16 protein-coding genes and 1 pseudogene are annotated in these 15,493 nt (G+C 58.1%); 7 read left to right on the forward strand and 10 right to left on the reverse strand.

The genetic code is table 11. The features are described 5' to 3' along the window. Window positions 1-37: 37 nt before the first annotated feature. Window positions 38-559, reverse strand: a complete 522-nt coding sequence (locus N8E89_RS20920) for a helix-turn-helix domain-containing protein (RefSeq protein ID WP_262263056.1) — start codon at window positions 557-559, stop codon at window positions 38-40. Between the two features lie 317 nt (window positions 560-876). Here N8E89_RS20920 and N8E89_RS20925 point away from each other — a divergent pair, with 317 nt between their 5' ends. From N8E89_RS20925 to N8E89_RS20945, 5 genes are all read left to right on the forward strand, one after another. Further along, window positions 877-1,569: a L,D-transpeptidase gene (locus N8E89_RS20925; RefSeq protein ID WP_262263275.1), complete on the forward strand. Its 693-nt coding sequence runs from the start codon at window positions 877-879 to the stop codon at window positions 1,567-1,569. A 106-nt stretch (window positions 1,570-1,675) separates the two neighbouring features. Next, a complete protein-coding gene (locus N8E89_RS20930; protein WP_262263057.1) occupies window positions 1,676-2,875 on the forward strand; it encodes an RHE_PE00001 family protein in 1,200 nt (399 codons plus the stop codon). A gap of 161 nt (window positions 2,876-3,036) precedes the next feature. After that, window positions 3,037-4,005 carry a tonB-system energizer ExbB gene (exbB, locus tag N8E89_RS20935; RefSeq protein WP_262263058.1) on the forward strand — a complete coding sequence of 323 codons (969 nt, stop codon included), beginning with the start codon at window positions 3,037-3,039 and terminating at the stop codon, window positions 4,003-4,005. Between the two features lie 10 nt (window positions 4,006-4,015). Further along, the gene (exbD, locus tag N8E89_RS20940; protein ID WP_262263059.1) at window positions 4,016-4,474 is read left to right on the forward strand and encodes a TonB system transport protein ExbD; all 459 of its coding nucleotides are present in this window, start codon (window positions 4,016-4,018) and stop codon (window positions 4,472-4,474) included. Window positions 4,475-4,593: 119 nt separating this feature from the next. Further along, on the forward strand, window positions 4,594-5,373 hold the full coding sequence (locus N8E89_RS20945) for an energy transducer TonB family protein (RefSeq protein ID WP_262263060.1): 780 nt from the start codon (window positions 4,594-4,596) through the stop codon (window positions 5,371-5,373). Here the strand turns inward: N8E89_RS20945 and N8E89_RS20950 are convergent. From N8E89_RS20950 to N8E89_RS20970, 5 genes and pseudogenes are all read right to left on the reverse strand, one after another. Next, window positions 5,370-6,975 (reverse strand): annotated as a pseudogene (locus N8E89_RS20950) (GMC family oxidoreductase). The gene N8E89_RS20945 and the pseudogene N8E89_RS20950 sit on opposite strands and share 4 nt — an antisense overlap. A 5-nt stretch (window positions 6,976-6,980) precedes the next feature. Continuing rightward, on the reverse strand, window positions 6,981-7,964 hold the full coding sequence (locus tag N8E89_RS20955) for a branched-chain amino acid ABC transporter permease (RefSeq protein ID WP_262263061.1): 984 nt from the start codon (window positions 7,962-7,964) through the stop codon (window positions 6,981-6,983). 1 nt (window position 7,965) lies between these two features. Then, window positions 7,966-8,853, reverse strand: a complete 888-nt coding sequence (locus N8E89_RS20960) for a branched-chain amino acid ABC transporter permease (protein WP_112760114.1) — start codon at window positions 8,851-8,853, stop codon at window positions 7,966-7,968. Between the two features lie 4 nt (window positions 8,854-8,857). Next, the gene (locus N8E89_RS20965; RefSeq protein ID WP_262263062.1) at window positions 8,858-9,568 is read right to left on the reverse strand and encodes an ABC transporter ATP-binding protein; all 711 of its coding nucleotides are present in this window, start codon (window positions 9,566-9,568) and stop codon (window positions 8,858-8,860) included. Continuing rightward, entirely contained in the window at window positions 9,561-10,298 is a 738-nt protein-coding gene (locus tag N8E89_RS20970) for an ABC transporter ATP-binding protein (RefSeq protein ID WP_106665505.1), read from the reverse strand. The genes N8E89_RS20965 and N8E89_RS20970 overlap by 8 nt, the downstream gene beginning before the upstream one ends. Between N8E89_RS20970 and N8E89_RS20975 the strand changes: the two genes are divergently transcribed. After that, a complete protein-coding gene (locus N8E89_RS20975; protein ID WP_262263063.1) occupies window positions 10,224-10,388 on the forward strand; it encodes a hypothetical protein in 165 nt (54 codons plus the stop codon). The genes N8E89_RS20970 and N8E89_RS20975 overlap by 75 nt on opposite strands. On the opposite strand, the gene N8E89_RS20980 is transcribed toward N8E89_RS20975, so the two are convergent. Beyond that, window positions 10,385-11,590: an ABC transporter substrate-binding protein gene (locus tag N8E89_RS20980; RefSeq protein ID WP_262263064.1), complete on the reverse strand. Its 1,206-nt coding sequence runs from the start codon at window positions 11,588-11,590 to the stop codon at window positions 10,385-10,387. The genes N8E89_RS20975 and N8E89_RS20980 overlap by 4 nt on opposite strands. Before the next feature lie 303 nt (window positions 11,591-11,893). Here N8E89_RS20980 and N8E89_RS20985 point away from each other — a divergent pair, with 303 nt between their 5' ends. Continuing rightward, window positions 11,894-12,805, forward strand: coding sequence for a LysR family transcriptional regulator (locus tag N8E89_RS20985; protein WP_262263065.1), 912 nt, complete (start codon window positions 11,894-11,896; stop codon window positions 12,803-12,805). On the opposite strand, the gene N8E89_RS20990 is transcribed toward N8E89_RS20985, so the two are convergent. From N8E89_RS20990 to N8E89_RS21000, 3 genes are read right to left on the reverse strand one after another with little or no spacing between them, the layout of a single operon-like run. Then, on the reverse strand, window positions 12,806-13,918 hold the full coding sequence (locus N8E89_RS20990) for an NAD(P)/FAD-dependent oxidoreductase (protein WP_262263066.1): 1,113 nt from the start codon (window positions 13,916-13,918) through the stop codon (window positions 12,806-12,808). Further along, the gene (locus N8E89_RS20995) at window positions 13,915-14,694 is read right to left on the reverse strand and encodes a carbon-nitrogen hydrolase family protein (RefSeq protein WP_262263067.1); all 780 of its coding nucleotides are present in this window, start codon (window positions 14,692-14,694) and stop codon (window positions 13,915-13,917) included. The genes N8E89_RS20990 and N8E89_RS20995 overlap by 4 nt, the downstream gene beginning before the upstream one ends. Next, window positions 14,691-15,491 (reverse strand): ABC transporter permease, encoded by an 801-nt coding sequence (locus N8E89_RS21000; protein ID WP_262263276.1) that lies wholly within the window; start codon window positions 15,489-15,491, stop codon window positions 14,691-14,693. The genes N8E89_RS20995 and N8E89_RS21000 overlap by 4 nt, the downstream gene beginning before the upstream one ends. Window positions 15,492-15,493: the final 2 nt, after the last annotated feature.

A 15,493-nucleotide genomic window follows, 5' to 3' on the forward strand; every position in this document is an offset into this window, starting at 1 on the left:
TCTGGTCGCTGAAGAACCGGTGGGTCGGCAGGGGTGTTTACCCGGCTCGTGTCGGCTCACGGCTCCGCCAAGAGCGGATTTCTTCAGAAGGGGTACAGGAATAGGTCTGGCGGTAAAGCTTGGAGAAACGGCCGGGATTGGAGAAGTGAAATGTGGCGGCAAGGTCCCGGACCGACGGTGCCTTGCCGCTGAGAATAATTTCATGCGCGGCAGCAATACGGAAGTTCAACAGGGCCTGAACGGGGGTGATGCCACGGAGTTTGCGGAAAAGCCGCTGCAAGCTGCGGATATTGGCTCCTGAGGCTGTCGCAATATCTGCAATACTCACGGGATTGTAGATATTGCTGCGGATGAACTCTTCAGCCAAAAGCAACTGTTTTTGTGGATCGCGCGCAGATTTACCGGTGCATTCAGCCAATAGTTCTGTCGTCTTTACCACCGGTGTATTCGGCCAAAAGCTGTTAGCCGTGTCATCTGCCATCGAAGAAAGCCCTGATCTCGTGTTATCCTGAACTCGAAATACAATCATACGTAGAAAAGGAATAAGTATAAAACGCACGATTGCATAATTCGTCCTGGAGTTAAAGCTCCTCGGACATTTCCTGTATGAGCGGTTGACAGCTGTCAACTGGCAGTGCGCTTGCGCTTCCAGCGAGTGCAGCACGACGCCGGGTGGGCGCCTCGCGTCCTCCATCATGTGCCGTTGACAGCTGTCAACAGCACTCAGCAATGCTTACCCGTTAAGCCGCGACTGCCCCGCTTCACGTTTTGTAAACCACATTTCCATACAGTTTGAAGCATTGCCATCAGTTGTAAGCGAGTAAAAAATTGTCCCAGCGTAAACAGGCAGCCTCCCCCGGATCGCAGGCTCCCGCGATATCCCGCCGCCACCTTTTGCTTGGCGCGGGTTCATTGGCTGTGTTGGGCGTATCTGGTTGCACCCAAACCACCTTCGATCTGCCGGAGATGAACATCGATGCAATGCCGACGAGCGGTATTCGTCCGCAGATCAGTATTGATAAAGCCGTCACCGTTCCGGATGTGATGTACGCAGCTGTCCAGGAAGGACCTTATTCCTTGCCGGCAATTCCCTATCAAAAAATTCCGGCGCAATTCCGCCGGCAGATTGTGGTCGATCCCACGGGCGAGCAACCGGGGACCATCGTCGTGCGCCTGCAGGAACGCTATCTGTACCTCGTTCAGCCGGGCGGCGATGCCATTCGCTATGGTGTCGGTATTGGCAAGGCCGGATTCCTGTGGAATGGCCGCGCCAATATCCAATACAAGAAAGAATGGCCACGCTGGACGCCGCCACGAGAAATGATTCAGCGCAAGCCGGAACTGGTGAAGTACGAGAACGGAATGGAGCCCGGCCCGGACAATCCTTTGGGTGCCCGTGCGCTCTATATATTCAAGGATGGTGCCGATACCGGATACCGCATCCACGGATCGCCCGAGTGGTGGTCGATAGGTCAGTCCATGTCATCGGGATGCGTGCGTCTCATCAATCAGGATATAATCGATCTTTACAATCGCGTGCCCGGAAAAGCCACGGTTGTGGTTGGTTAATCCAATCCGCTTCAAATGACAGAGAGACGTCCACTGGATTGGCGCCGCCGAGTGGAAGTTAACTCCACTATGTATTCCGCTTCACCAATCGTTTACCATGTTTTGAATGGTTTATGATTCTGGCAACATATCCCTCAATGATCTGCTCCGGCCCCTGGTCGCCGCCGAGGATGCATTGGCGCGGCTCGATGATCGGGTGGGCCGCAAGGGTGATTTCGGCGAAGGCAGCCGCCGCTTGCGTGAGGGATTGCTGCGCGAGAACGACGGCTGGATTGCCCGGTCGCATTTCATGGAAGCGTGCAATGCATTGTGGCTTGCCGGCGAACTGGTCCATGTCGAAGATTTGGTACTCCATGATGCACGCATGGATATCCGCACGCCAACCCACGAATTGACGAGAGCCCATGCGATCCTGCGCATCCGGCGCCAGATCGCTGCTGGTGCGCCAGCCTGGGCGCTGAGCGCGAAAGGGATTGCCAGTCTTCGGGGACGGGCGGCAACGGACGCCTTGATTGTACCAGACGAAAGCGCGCCGGCGGTCGAGCTGGAAACATCCATCGAGCAAGAGAACAAATCCGAAGCCGAAAATGAGTTCGAAGGTGAATTGGCACGGCTTGATGCCCTGCTTGACCGGTCGGCGCGGCTTCTGGCGCAGCCTTCGGTAAAGGATGAAACGTTCAAGAAGGGCAGGGGAGAGAAGACCGTAGCTTCGGCCGAGGTTACTCCGGACGGTGACCCGCTTGTCTACGATCCCGAATGGAACGAAGACAAGCGCATGGAGCGATGGTTCATGGTTCATGACCAGGCGCGCGATCTGCCGCCCCTCCTTGGCGCTGCGGTCGTGTGGGATGCATGGGAGGATATCGAGCCGCTGCAACATCAGCATTGGCTAGGCCCCATGCTGGTTTCTGCGATGCTGCGGGAGCGCGGAAAGACCAGATCACACCTCGCCGCTTTCAACGCGGGCCTGCGCACCATACCTAGAGATCGCCGCCGGGCCCGCGATCGCACGACCCGGCTGATTGCATTCCTGGAGGCGGTTCAAGTGTCGAGTGTGGCAAGCCTGAGGGAAATAGAGCGATTGAGCCTTGCGCGGCTGCAAATGGAGCGGAAACTGAAGGATCGGCGTTCCACGTCGAGCTTGCCGGGCATGATCGATCTCATTTTGTCGAGACCCATGGTGTCGACCGCATTGATTGCCAAGGAACTGAAGGTGACACAGCGTGGTGCACTCAATCTTATTGCCGAGCTTGGGGTGCGCGAAATGACAGGCAGAGGCCGTTATCGCGCCTGGGGCATCGTTTGAGTCCGGCTGTCAGACGCAAATTTCGTTTCAAAAAATAGTTGATTGTTTTACTCATAAATACTAAGCCGCTCTCAACTGAACATATCGCCGCGCTGCCGAAACCCGGCCCAGCCACTCCATTGCAGGTCTTAGCGGTGAACGTATTGAAGGATTGCGGAGCCATGCGAGCAACATCAAACGGGCAAGCGAGAGCCGATCGTTTCATGGCGGGCCTGAGGGCAGGGGCATTGGGTTGTACGTTGATTCTTCCCTGTTTTCTGGCTCCGGCAGCTTATGCTCAAGAACCCCCGACACCTGCACCGCAGTCGGAAGTCGCGCCGCAGCCAGCAACCACACCTGAAGTAACAACGGCGCCAGCAGTGCCGTCGGCTGTGCCTGCCGAAACTGCGCAACCCGACCAGAAAGCTGTGGGTTCTCTTCCACACAACCTTTCGCCATGGGGCATGTTCACGGCGGCGGATTGGGTGGTTAAGGCGGTCATGATCGGCCTTGCTTTCGCATCGCTCGTCACCTGGACTGTCTGGCTGGCAAAGACGCTTGAGCTTGCCGGAGCGAGGGTTCGCGCCTACCGGGCGCTCAACGCCATTGGCGATGCCCGTACGCTGCTTGATGCCGAGCGGGCACTGGAAGGCCGGGGCGGGCCGGGCGCATTATTCGTCAACGCCGCCCGCGAAGAGGTGCGCATGTCGATCGATGTGCAGGAACACGCCAGCGCGGACGGGCTCAAAGAGCGCGTGGCATCGCGATTGGCACGCATCGAAGCACAGGCGGGCCGCCGCATGAGCCGCGGCACAGGCGTCCTTGCAACCATCGGCTCCACGGCACCCTTTGTCGGTCTGTTTGGCACGGTCTGGGGCATCATGAATGCCTTTATCGGCATTTCGGAATCACAGACGACAAATCTTGCAATCGTTGCGCCAGGTATTGCCGAAGCTTTGCTGGCAACGGCGATCGGTCTTGTTGCCGCTATCCCGGCAGTCGTCATCTACAACGTCTTCGCACGCTCAATCACCGGCTACCGGCAGCTGCTTGCGGACGCATCGGCAGGCGTCGAGCGCCTGGTCAGTCGTGACGTGGATTTTGCGCTGGTGCCAAAAGCGCAACATCCCCGTGCTGCAGCGGCAGAGTAGGAACCCGGTCATGGCTGGCGGTATCAGACACAACGCGTCGGACGACGACCTGCAGGAAAACCATGAGATCAATGTGACGCCGTTTATCGACGTCATGCTGGTTCTGCTCATCATCTTCATGGTGGCGGCGCCGCTTGCCACGGTCGATATCAACGTTGACTTGCCCGCCTCGACCGCGCAGTCCGCACCACGGCCGGAAAAACCCGTCTGGCTGACGCTTAAGGGAGATAAATCCATCGCGATTGGTGATGATACGGTGCCGCATGAAACGCTCGGACGTTTCCTTGATCAACGCACGCAAAGCGACAAGGAAACGCGGATATTCTTGCGTGCGGACAAATCCGTCGATTACGGTTCCTTGATGGATCTCATGAACGGGCTGAGGGATAGCGGCTATCTCAAGGTCGCTCTTGTCGGGCTTGAAAGCGCGCCGGCCCAACAGATTGCCCCAAGCGGAAACGCGCAATAATGCAAAGAAAGCCAACAACGACCAGGAGAGGGTTCTTTTGCCCCGATTGGCGCGAGATTGGTTTGTGGTCAGCTGCCGGTCTTGTCATAGTGTGTATTCATGCGGGCGCGGCCTGGTCCTTGCAGAGTATTCAGCCTGATGAACCCTCCTCCGATATTGCCGTAGCGGTGATGATCGACATGGAACCGCTGCCGGCGCCGGTCGTGGCACAGCCCGTAAGGCAAGAACTGCCCGTCGAACCGGAACCGGTAAACCCCGAACCGGTCCAGCAGGAGGCGGCAGCACCAGGGCCTTTGGAGCAAGTCCAAGCGGAGCCGGAGCCGCAAATTCAACCCCTCGAGGAGGTCACACCAGACCAACCCGAGCCGGACCTGGCCGAAGCGGTAACGCCCGAACCGGAAGAAGCGGAACCTTTGGACGAGCAGGCGGAAAAACTGGTGGAACTGCCGAAGGTGGAGGTGCCCCTGCCTGTCGTGCGCCCGCAAGCCACCAAGCCTGACATTCCCAAGAAGCGGATCGTCGAGAAATCCGCCCGCAAGCCGATGAAGGCGACGGAGGCTGCTGTCAAGGACGAAGCGCCGCGCGAGGCAAAACGCCAGCCGACAGCATCCAGCGCAGGATCTGCCAGGCAGGCAGAAAAGTGGCGTTCAAGAGTAGAGGCTTATCTGGCACGCCATGCACGTCGCGCACGCACGCGAGGCGAGGGGACGGTCAGCGTGCGCTTCGTCGTTACGCGCGATGGCGAAATCGTGTCATCAAACATTGTTGGCAGTTCCGGTTCGCCGCAACTTGATCAAAGTGTGCTTGAGACGGTCCGCCGCGCTTCGCCGGTTCCCTCGGCACCAGAAGAAGTTGCGGTTTCCAGGCAAAGCTTCACAGTACCTTTTCAGATACGTTAGCTGGCAACCCAGTCGCTGGCGATCATCTCTGCGGCTTTCTCTGCAATCATGATTGTCGGCGAATTGGTATTGCCAGAGGTGATTGATGGCATGATCGAAGCATCAGCCACGCGCAACCCTTGAATGCCGCGCACGCGCAACTGCGGATCGACCACGGCCTCTGCATCAGCCCCCATGCGGCAGGTTCCGACGGGATGGAAGATCGTCGTGCCGATCGCGCCGGCAGCTTCAATGAGTTCTTCTTCGCTGCGATATTCTAGGCCCGGTTTGAATTCTTCGGGCTTGAACCGCTGCAGCGGCCTTTGCGCGACAATATTGCGGGTAATGCGAATGGAATCGGCTGCCACGTGACGATCGCTTGCCGTGGTCAAGTAGTTGGGCTGGATCGCCGGTTGGGCGCGGTGATCGGGCGTTTTGAGATGCACCGTTCCGCGGCTGTCGGGACGCAGATTGCAAACGCTCGCAGTAAAGGCCGGGAAGGCATGAACGTTCTCACCGAACTTTTCCAGCGACAAGGGCTGCACGTGAAATTGCAGGTTGGCCGTGTCGAAAGATGGGTCGGAGCGGGTGAACACCCCAAGCTGGCTCGGTGCCATCGACATCGGGCCCGACTGGTTGAGCAGGTACTCGAACGCAATTGACGCCTTGCCAAGGAGCCGGTTGGCCTTTTCGTTGAGCGTCGGAATGCCGGTGACTTTGTAGGCACAGCGCAGTTGCAGATGGTCCTGCAAGTTCTCGCCGACGCTGCGTCGTTCCAGAACCGGTTCGATGCCTGCAGCCTGCAGGACATCACCGCGACCGATGCCAGAAAGTTCAAGAATATGCGGCGAGCCGATTGCGCCAGCCGCGAGTATGACTTCGCGCCGGCATTGAACCCGGCGAATTTCTCCGGCCTGCTCGATCTCAACGCCTTTGACCTTCAATCCATCGAGGACCAGCTTGCGGACGTGGGCGCCCGTTTCCACCGTCAAGTTCACTCGCTTGCGGGCAGGGCGCAGAAAGGCTTTTGCCGTATTCCAGCGAATACCCCGTTTCTGGTTTACCTTGAAATAGGATGAGCCTTCATTGTCGCCACGGTTGAAATCATCGGTGCGCGGTATGCCTGCGGCTTCGGCCGCATCACGAAAGGCATCGAGGATGTCCCAATGCAAACGTGCTTCCTCGACGCGCCATTCGCCGCCGGAACCGTGGAAATCATCGCCGCCGAGGTAATAGTCTTCCGATTTCTTGAAATAGGGCAGGACATCGTCCCAGCCCCAGTTGGCACACCCGGCCTGACGCCAAAGGTCATAATCGCGTGCCTGACCGCGCATATAGATCATGCCATTGATCGAGGAGCATCCCCCCAGCACCTTGCCGCGCGGATAGTTGAGCACGCGGCCGTTCAGGCCGGGTTCTGACTCGGTTGAAAAACACCAGTCCGTCCGGGGATCTCGAGATGCAATAGAGATAGCCGACCGGAATATGGATCCAGGGGTAATTGTCCCTGCCGCCAGCCTCGAGCAGAAGAACAGAGACGCCCCTGTTTTCCGAAAGACGGTTGGCGAGCGTGCAGCCCGCCGTACCAGCTCCGACGATGATATAGTCGTATGCGGTTGTCATTGGGGTCAATTCTCAGGCTTGCTTTCGAGCTTCTTGCCAAATCGCGAGGCGTAGAGCTCGCCAACGATGCCACGGCGAAAGACAAGGACACAGACCATGAAGATGATGCCCGTAATGACGGTAACCGGGAACTCGGAGGTTGCAAGATAGTTTTCCAGCGTAGCAACAAGGGCGGCGCCAAAGATCGGGCCGACGAGAGTTCCGATACCGCCGAGCAATGTCATGAGAACCACTTCGCCTGACATCTGCCAGCTGACGTCGGTAAGGGTGGCGAACTGGAAGACGATCGCTTTCAACCCGCCGGCAAGACCGGTCAGCGCAGCGGACATGACGAACGCGGCGAGTTTATAGCGGGCGACCGAGTAGCCAAGCGATATTGCGCGGTTCTCGTTCTCGCGAACGGATTTGAGGATCATGCCGAAGGGCGAATTGATGATCCGCCAGATGATGAAAATGCCGACCAGGAAGACCGCGAGGACGAAGAAATACATGTTCAGCGGCTGGTTGAGATCGATGACGCCAAACAGGTGGCCGCGCGGAACACCCTGAATGCCGTCCTCGCCATGTGTGAAAGAAGCCTGCAGGCAGAAGAAAGAAAACATCTGCGCCAGTGCCAGGGTGATCATCGTCGAGTAGATACCCTGGCGCCGGATCGCAAAAAAACCGATGATGAGTCCAAGGACGGTCGCCCCCGCCACGCCAACAAGAATACCCAGCTCGGGCGAGAGGCCCCATTCCTTGACGGCGTGGGCGGTGAAATAGGCTGCCCCACCGAAAAAGGCGGCATGACCGAAGGACAAAATGCCGGTATAGCCGAGCAGAAGGTTAAAGGCGCAGGCGAAAAGCGCAAAGCACAGCACCTTCATCAGGAACACTGGGTAGAAATGGAAGGGCGCGAGGATCAGCAAGGCAATGCCGATGAGGATCAGCGCCATTTCAAGCGTGAGAAACCGGCCCTTTGGAGCAGCGGAAATGGTCGTATCGGTCATGTCAGACCTCCTTTCCGAACAGGCCTGCGGGGCGAACGAGAAGCACGATCGCCATGATGACGAAGATGACAATGTTCGACGCTTCCGGATAAAACACCTTGGTCAGCCCTTCGAAAATCCCGAGCATATAGCCGGTGACGATGGCGCCAAGAATGGATCCCATGCCGCCGACGACGACCACGGCAAAGACCACGATGATCATGTTGGAGCCCATGAGCGGACTGACCTGATAGATCGGTGCCGCCATGATGCCGGCGAGCCCTGCGAGCCCTGCACCCAGACCATAGGTGAAGGTCAGCAGCAGCGGGACATTGATGCCAAACGCCCGCACCAGCGTCGGGTTCTCCGTCGCAGCACGCAAGTAAGAGCCGAGGCGGGTTTTCTCGATCAGCAGCCACGTGCCGAGGCAAATGACGAGCGAAGCGAGGACGACCCAGGCGCGATATTTCGGCAGAAACATGAAGCCGAGATTGTAACCGCCGGCCAGGGCGCTTGGCACCGCATAGGGTTGTCCCGCCGCACCGTAATAATAACGGAATGTGCCCTCGATCACGAGGGCAAGCCCGAAGGTGAAGAGCAGACCATACAGGTGATCCAGATTGTAAAGGCGCGACAAGGCAACCCGTTCGATGAAGGCACCCGCAATACCAACCACCAATGGTGCAAGGATGAGTGCGGGCCAGTAGCCGATGCCAAGTTCGGCCAGCAATAGATAGCCGACGAATGCACCGAGCATGTACTGCGCACCGTGCGCGAAATTGATGACCCGCAACAGGCCGAAAATGATCGCGAGCCCGAGGCTGAGCATGGCATAGAACGAGCCGTTGATCAGGCCGATCAGCAATTGCCCAAGGAACGCTTGGAGTGGAACGCCGAAGATCATGGTCATATCGTCAGACCCCCAAGGCTTCGTTGAGCATCGTCATGCGGTCGGGCAGCTCCCTGACATGGAAATTGTCGATGATCTTGCCGTGATCGACGACGTAGAAGCGGTCTGCAACTTTGCTGGCAAACCGGAAATTCTGTTCCACCAGCAGGATGGTCATGCCGCGCTGTTTCAGGGTGACCAGGACTTCGCCGATGCGCTGGACAATTACCGGAGCCAGACCTTCCGTCGGTTCGTCGAGAAGCAACAGCTTGACGCCCGTGCGCAGGATACGGGCGATCGCCAGCATCTGCTGCTCGCCGCCCGAGAGTTTCGTGCCGGGGCTGTTGCGCCGCTCCTTCAGGTTGGGAAACAGGTCGTAAATCTCGGCGATTGACATGCCACCCTTGGCAACGACGGGAGGAAGGTTGAGGTTTTCATCGACCGAGAGCGTGGCGAAGATGCCGCGTTCTTCTGGAACGAAACCGATACCGGCATGCGCCGTCCGGTGCAGCGGCACGCGTGTCATGTCCTTGCCATCAAAATTTATGGCACCGGTGCGCTTGCGGATGATCCCCATGATGGAGCGCAGCGTCGTCGTCTTGCCGACGCCATTGCGTCCAAGCAGGGTGACCGTCTCGCCCTGATGAATATCCAGATTGACACCGTGCAACGCATGACCTTCACCATACCAGGCATGAAGATCGCGCACGGAAAGGAGTGGCTGAGACTCACTCATGTTCGGTTCCCATATAGGCGACGCGCACGCGTTCATCCTGGCTGACAGTCCGATAGTCACCCGAGGTGAGGATTTCACCGCGCTGAAGCACCGTCACCTTGTCGCAAAGGTCGGCAACGACTTTGAGATTGTGCTCAACCATCAGAATCGCGCGGTCCTTGGCCACTTCGCGGATGATATCGGAGACGATGTGGACATCCTCGTGACCCATGCCCGCCATCGGCTCGTCGAGCAGCAGCACCTTCGGATCGAGCGCCAGTGTCGTGGCGATTTCAAGAACCCGCTTGCGGCCATAGGAGAGGTCTGCGGCAAGATTGTTGCGCGCATCCTGCAACCCGACCGCCTCGATCAATTCCATTGCCCGTTCATTGAGCCGGTCCAGCGCGCGCATGGGCAGCCAGAACTGGGTGGAAAGACCACCGGGGCGCTGAAGGGCAACGCGAACATTGTCAAGAACGGTAAGATGGGGAAACACAGCGGAGATCTGGAACGAACGGACAAGACCCATGCGGGCCACCTTGGCAGGGTCGGTTTTGGTGATGTCATGATCAAGCAGGGTGATTGTTCCGCTCGATGGCTGAAGGAATTTGGTGAGCAGGTTGAAGACCGTGGTCTTACCCGCGCCGTTCGGACCGATCAGTGCGTGAACCTTTGCATGATGCACATCAAGATCCACATTGTTGACGGCGATGAAGCCGCCGAAATCACGGCGCAAGCCACGGGCAGACAGAACGACACGCGATCCCTGATCATCGCCGGCGCCGGGAGAGGATTGCCCCCCCCGAACGCCGTATTGGTCAATGAAGCCGTCATGCGTTAGTTGACCAGCGGGCAGCCGCTTTCGGCTGGTTTGATATAGGCTTCATCACCCGGGACCGTCGCAAGAACCTTGTAGTAATCCCACGGGGCTTTGCTCTCATCGGGCTTTTTGACTTCCATCAGGAAGACGTCGCTGATCAGCCGGCCATTGGCGCCCACTTTGGCGCCGCGGCCGAAGACGTCGTCGACAGGCATTTCATGCATTGCCGCAGCGACCTTTTCCGTGTCGTCCGTGCCGACTTTCTGAATGGCCTTCAAATATTGCGTTACGCCCGAATAAGTGGCGGCCTGGATCATGTTCGGCATGCGTCCGGTACGCTTGAAGTACTTCTGGCCAAACTCCCGCGATTGATCGTCGCGATCCCAGTAGAAGCTCTCGGTTAGCGTCAGCCCTTGTGCCGCCTCAAGGCCGAGGCCGTTCACTTCGGCCAGGGTAAAGAGGAGGGCGGCCAGGCGCTGGCCGCCGGAGACGATGCCGAATTCTGCAGCCTGCTTGATCGCGTTGGCGGTGTCCAGGCCAGCATTGGCGAGGCCGATGACCTTGGCGCCGGACGACTGGGCCTGCAGCAGGAAGGAGGAGTAGTCTGTCGTCGCCAGCGGGTGGCGCACTGTGCCGACCACCTTGCCGCCCTTGGAGGTTACGAACTTGGATGTCTGTTCTTCAAGGGAATAACCGAAGGCATAATCGGCGGTGAGGAAAAACCAGCTGTCGCCGCCCTGGGCCACCAGGGCTCCGCCGGTACCCACAGCAAGGGCATGCGTGTCATAGGCCCAATGAAAACCGTAGGGCGAACATTGCTTGCCGGTCAGCTCAGTGGTGGCTGCGCCAGTGACAAGGTCGATCTTCTTCTTTTCCCTGGAAATGCCCTGCACGGCGAGCGCCACGGAAGACGTGGTCAGTTCCATGATGGAATCGACCTGTTCCGTATCATACCATTGACGGGCGATATTGGAGGCAATGTCCGCCTTGTTCTGATGGTCGGCGGTGATAATCTCAATGGGTGCATCCAGCACCTTGCCGCCGAAATCCTCGGCAGCCATCTTTGCTGCTTCATAGGACCATTTGCCACCAAAATCCGCATAAACGCCGGACTGGTCATTGAGGATGCCGATCTTGACCTTGCCGTCGGAAAGTTCCGCACTTGCTGCGGGAATAACCGTCGCCGCCATCAGCGCCACCGTTGCAATCGTTAGTAATTTCATCCGTACTTCCTCCCAAAAAATTGACCGCTCACAGATCCATCCCATGATGGCTGTCGCGGACGAACTGGCTCAATTGAAAAATACGATACAGACCGTGCGGATATTGCCGCGTCTCGCTGCTATTCTCCTCCTCGGTCCGGCAGCTTGTTTTCGCGCCGGACAAATACTCGTCCCCATGATTGCCCTGTTTCTCCCGACCGGCAACCATGATGTTGGAAAAAACTGTAACATTGACAAATAGGTACACAAACATCTATTTTCGCACATAATAAGTACAAAAATGTACACAGAGCGAAAGCGGCGATGCGTCAATTTACCTGGGATGATTTGCAGTACTTCCTTGCTGTCGCCCGTACTGGACAATTGACCACGGCTGCACGGCGGCTGCGCACCAACCACGTCACCGTTTCACGGCGGATCGACAGGTTGGAGGAGGCCTTGTCGGCGCGCCTGTTCGAACGTAACCCGCGCGGCTATATCCTGACGGCGCTCGGCGAAAAACTGATTGAATCCGCCGAGATCATGGAACGTGAGGCTGATCGCTTCCAGAACGAAGCGTCAGGGGGAACAATTTCACTCAGCGGCGTGGTTCGCTTGAGCATTCTGGAAGGGTTTGCCAATTTCTTTCTGGCTGACCGCCTGCCAATGATGGCGCAGTCCTATCCCGGCCTGTCCGTTGAAATGGTGACGATCCAGCAGATCGTGTCGCTGTCCCGGCGTGAAGCGGATTTGTCCATTACCCTGCATGCCACAAGAACAGGTCCGTACTATCAGGAAAAGCTGATGCCCTACCGCCTGTTTATCTACGGTTCGCAGGATTATCTCTCCCGCCATCCAGCGATCCGGCAGCAATCCGATCTCTCCAGCCACCGGTTCATCGGCTATATCGAAGATATGATCTTCACGCCGGGTCTCGATTACATGCGGGAGATCCTGCCTGGGTTGCGCGCGTCCTATCAAAGTTCCAGTATTTTCGCCCAGCTCAGCGCAACGCGAACAGGCTTTGGGCTTTGCATCCTGCCCTATTACATTGCCTGCAACTATCCGGAACTCGTGCCGGTCATGCCGCAGCAATTGCATCTCAATCGCGATTACTGGTTGATCTGCCATGACGATATCGTCAGCACGCCGCGCATTCGCGCCTTGAGCAACTTCATCAAGTCGGAGCTGGAAAGCCAGGCTGCAATCTTTGCCGGTCAACCGCTTCTGGATTGATCAGGCGAAGCGGGCAGGAGACAGCAGTGGGAGAAGCGATTCAACTGCAGTCTCTGGCGCGTGACCGCGGATCAGCGCTGCGGCAAGCGCAGAAAGGGCAGGGGCCGTCTGGATCCCGTAACCGCCCTGCCCGGCGAGCCAGAAGAATCCGTCGACCTTGCGGTCAAAACCTGCCACCGGCGTGCGGTCCGGTGCGAAGGTGCGCAAACCCGCCCAGCTGCTCTCGACGCGGGTAACCGGTGTGGTGACGGCCTGCTCATAACGATAGAGCCCTTCGGCAAGGATCATGTCGTCAACGAAGGCGTCATGCGGTTCCGCCGGGGTTTCGTCGCAAGGCGAGACGAACAGCCGTCCGCCATCCGGCTTCATATACCACGCCTCATTGACGTCATCGACCAGCGGCCAGCCCTTTGTGTCGTAATTTTCCGGAGCGGGCAGCACGGCGATGGACCTGCGCATCGGCGTGAAGCCAAGCGGCTGAACCCCGAAGAGCTGCGCGGTCATGTCAGCCCAGGCGCCCGAGGCATTGACCACCGTTTGGGCGCGGAATGTCCGGTTTGCCGTTTCGACCTGCCATTGCCCGGCAATGTGCCTGGCGCTCGCGATCTCCGACTTCGTAAAGACTTGAACGCCGAGTGCCGCGGCTTTGCGCAACCAACCCTGATGCAGGGCATTGACGTCGATGTCCCAGGCATCGGCCTGATAACAGGCGGCTTTGATATAGTCACGGTTGAGGATTGGCACCATGGCGATTGCGCCATCGACGTCAATGGCCGCTACCCCAACACCATTGCGGACGAATTCTTCGCAATCCTCGACGCCGCTTTCGTCCGCAACCGTCAGCGAGCCGCGCTTGCTCAGCAGCGGCTCAGGAAACAGGCTGACGTCGCGTTGTTCAAACATCGGAGCGCTGGCATGGTTGAGTGCGCGAATGACGTCATTGCCGTAATTGGGAAGGAAGATTGCCGCAGACCGCCCGGTAGCATGATAGCCTGGCTGGCTCTCGCGCTCGAGGATCACGATCTTGTGGGTGTCGGCCAAAGCCGCGGCAACGCCAGCCCCTGCGATACCCGCACCAATGATGAGAACGTCCGTTTCGATTGTTTCCGTCATGCTGAACCCAGATCTTTCAAATAGGGATTGCCGTTGATCGAGGCGGCAAAGGCGGCAGGATCGATGTCAGCGAAGATCAGTTGCTCTGTGTCATCGTCGCAAGCCGCTATCAGCCGGCCATCGGGAGCGGCGATGCGCGAGAGACCGGCAAATGTAAAGCGGCCGTCCGCGCCGGCGTGGTTAACATAGGCAACGAAAATCTGGTTCTCGAAGGCACGCACCTGAATCATGTGAGTGGCGATGAAAGTGCCGGACGGACCGGCGGGCAGGGCAGTGGGAACGAGAACGATGTCAGCGCCACCTAGAGCAAGACGACGGACATTCTCGGGGAATTCCACATCGTAACAGATGAGCATGCCAAGCTTCAGCCCGCCCAACTCGACCAAGCAATTGGCGGGCCTTGCCGGTTTGAACAGGAATCGCTCATAATCACCATAAAGATGCGATTTGCGATAGATCGAAGGCTGAGCACTGCCATTGACGAATGCCGCGCTGTTATAAACGTCTGCACCATCGCGCTCGGCGAACCCGGCGATGATGGCGATGCCTGTTGCCATCGATATTGCCTGTAGCGTCTTGACCTGCGCGCCGTTCGCCGGCTCTGCCAACGCCGTGATGGCGTCACCCGCACCATAGCCAGGGAGGCAAAGTTCAGGCGCAATCAGCAGCTCAGCGCCACCCTTTGCCGCGTTGGTGGCAGCGCGCTCGATGCGTGCAAGATTGGCTTGCACGTCGCTGGTGACCGATTGCATTTGCAGTGCGGCGATACGCATCATGAATCATCCGAAGCCATGGCCCCAAGCAGCTTGGGCAGATCACCGAACTTGGCAACGAGCGAAAAGATCACGGCGGCTGTGGCGACGAACAGGATCGTGACAGAGGCCATCGTCGGGGTGTAACCATAGCGCAGTGCGTTGAAAATCTTGATCGGCAATGTTTCCAGAGTGAACCCTACCGTCATATAGGCAACGATATACTCGTTAAGCGATAGCACGAAGGCGAAGGCATAGCCGGAGACCAGATAGGGCAGGATCAAGGGCAAAACGACCGTGCGGAATACCGTACGGTCATCGGCCCCCATCGTTGCTGCCGCCTCGACGAAGGAACGGTCGATGGCGGAAAAACCAAGCGAAAGCGTTACCAGTGGCAGCGTCACGAAAAAGATCGCGTGGCCAATCACCGCCGTCCAGGGCTGACCATAGAAACCCGTAGTTGCCCAGAAAGTCAAAAGGCCGAGAGCCGTGATAACCGGTGGCAGCGTGAAGGGCGCGATGCCCAGCACCTGGAAGATATTCGCCCAGGGCGCAATGCGCCGCCACAAAAACCACGATAGCGGCAATGCAATCAGCACTGCCAGCGCGGCAGACGTCGTGGCCAGAACGACGGACGCAACGAGGGCAGCGCGCCATTCGGGGTTGCTAAAGATCTCACCGTACCAGCTCAGCGAAAAACCTTGCGGCGGGAAGGCCAGCGTCTGCTTGGCATTGACGGATACGCCGGCCACCACGATCAGGGGCAAGCTGAGAAAAAGGCCGATGACCAGGAAATAAAAGCGTCTGAGCCAGTGCATCATGC

Source organism: Phyllobacterium sp. A18/5-2, from assembly GCF_025452215.1.
GTDB lineage: Bacteria > Pseudomonadota > Alphaproteobacteria > Rhizobiales > Rhizobiaceae > Phyllobacterium > Phyllobacterium sophorae.

Coding starts and splice junctions, on each gene's coding strand:
- N8E89_RS20930 (WP_262263057.1), top strand. CDS start 1,676: ATGGTTTATGATTCTGGCAACATATCCCTCAATGATCTGCTCCGGCCC.
- exbB (WP_262263058.1), top strand. CDS start 3,037: ATGCGAGCAACATCAAACGGGCAAGCGAGAGCCGATCGTTTCATGGCG.
- exbD (WP_262263059.1), top strand. CDS start 4,016: ATGGCTGGCGGTATCAGACACAACGCGTCGGACGACGACCTGCAGGAA.
- N8E89_RS20955 (WP_262263061.1), bottom strand. CDS start 7,964: ATGACCGATACGACCATTTCCGCTGCTCCAAAGGGCCGGTTTCTCACG.
- N8E89_RS20960 (WP_112760114.1), bottom strand. CDS start 8,853: ATGACCATGATCTTCGGCGTTCCACTCCAAGCGTTCCTTGGGCAATTG.
- N8E89_RS20965 (WP_262263062.1), bottom strand. CDS start 9,568: ATGAGTGAGTCTCAGCCACTCCTTTCCGTGCGCGATCTTCATGCCTGG.
- N8E89_RS20975 (WP_262263063.1), top strand. CDS start 10,224: ATGATGCACATCAAGATCCACATTGTTGACGGCGATGAAGCCGCCGAA.
- N8E89_RS20980 (WP_262263064.1), bottom strand. CDS start 11,590: ATGAAATTACTAACGATTGCAACGGTGGCGCTGATGGCGGCGACGGTT.
- N8E89_RS20985 (WP_262263065.1), top strand. CDS start 11,894: ATGCGTCAATTTACCTGGGATGATTTGCAGTACTTCCTTGCTGTCGCC.
- N8E89_RS20990 (WP_262263066.1), bottom strand. CDS start 13,918: ATGACGGAAACAATCGAAACGGACGTTCTCATCATTGGTGCGGGTATC.
- N8E89_RS20995 (WP_262263067.1), bottom strand. CDS start 14,694: ATGATGCGTATCGCCGCACTGCAAATGCAATCGGTCACCAGCGACGTG.
- N8E89_RS21000 (WP_262263276.1), bottom strand. CDS start 15,491: ATGATGCACTGGCTCAGACGCTTTTATTTCCTGGTCATCGGCCTTTTT.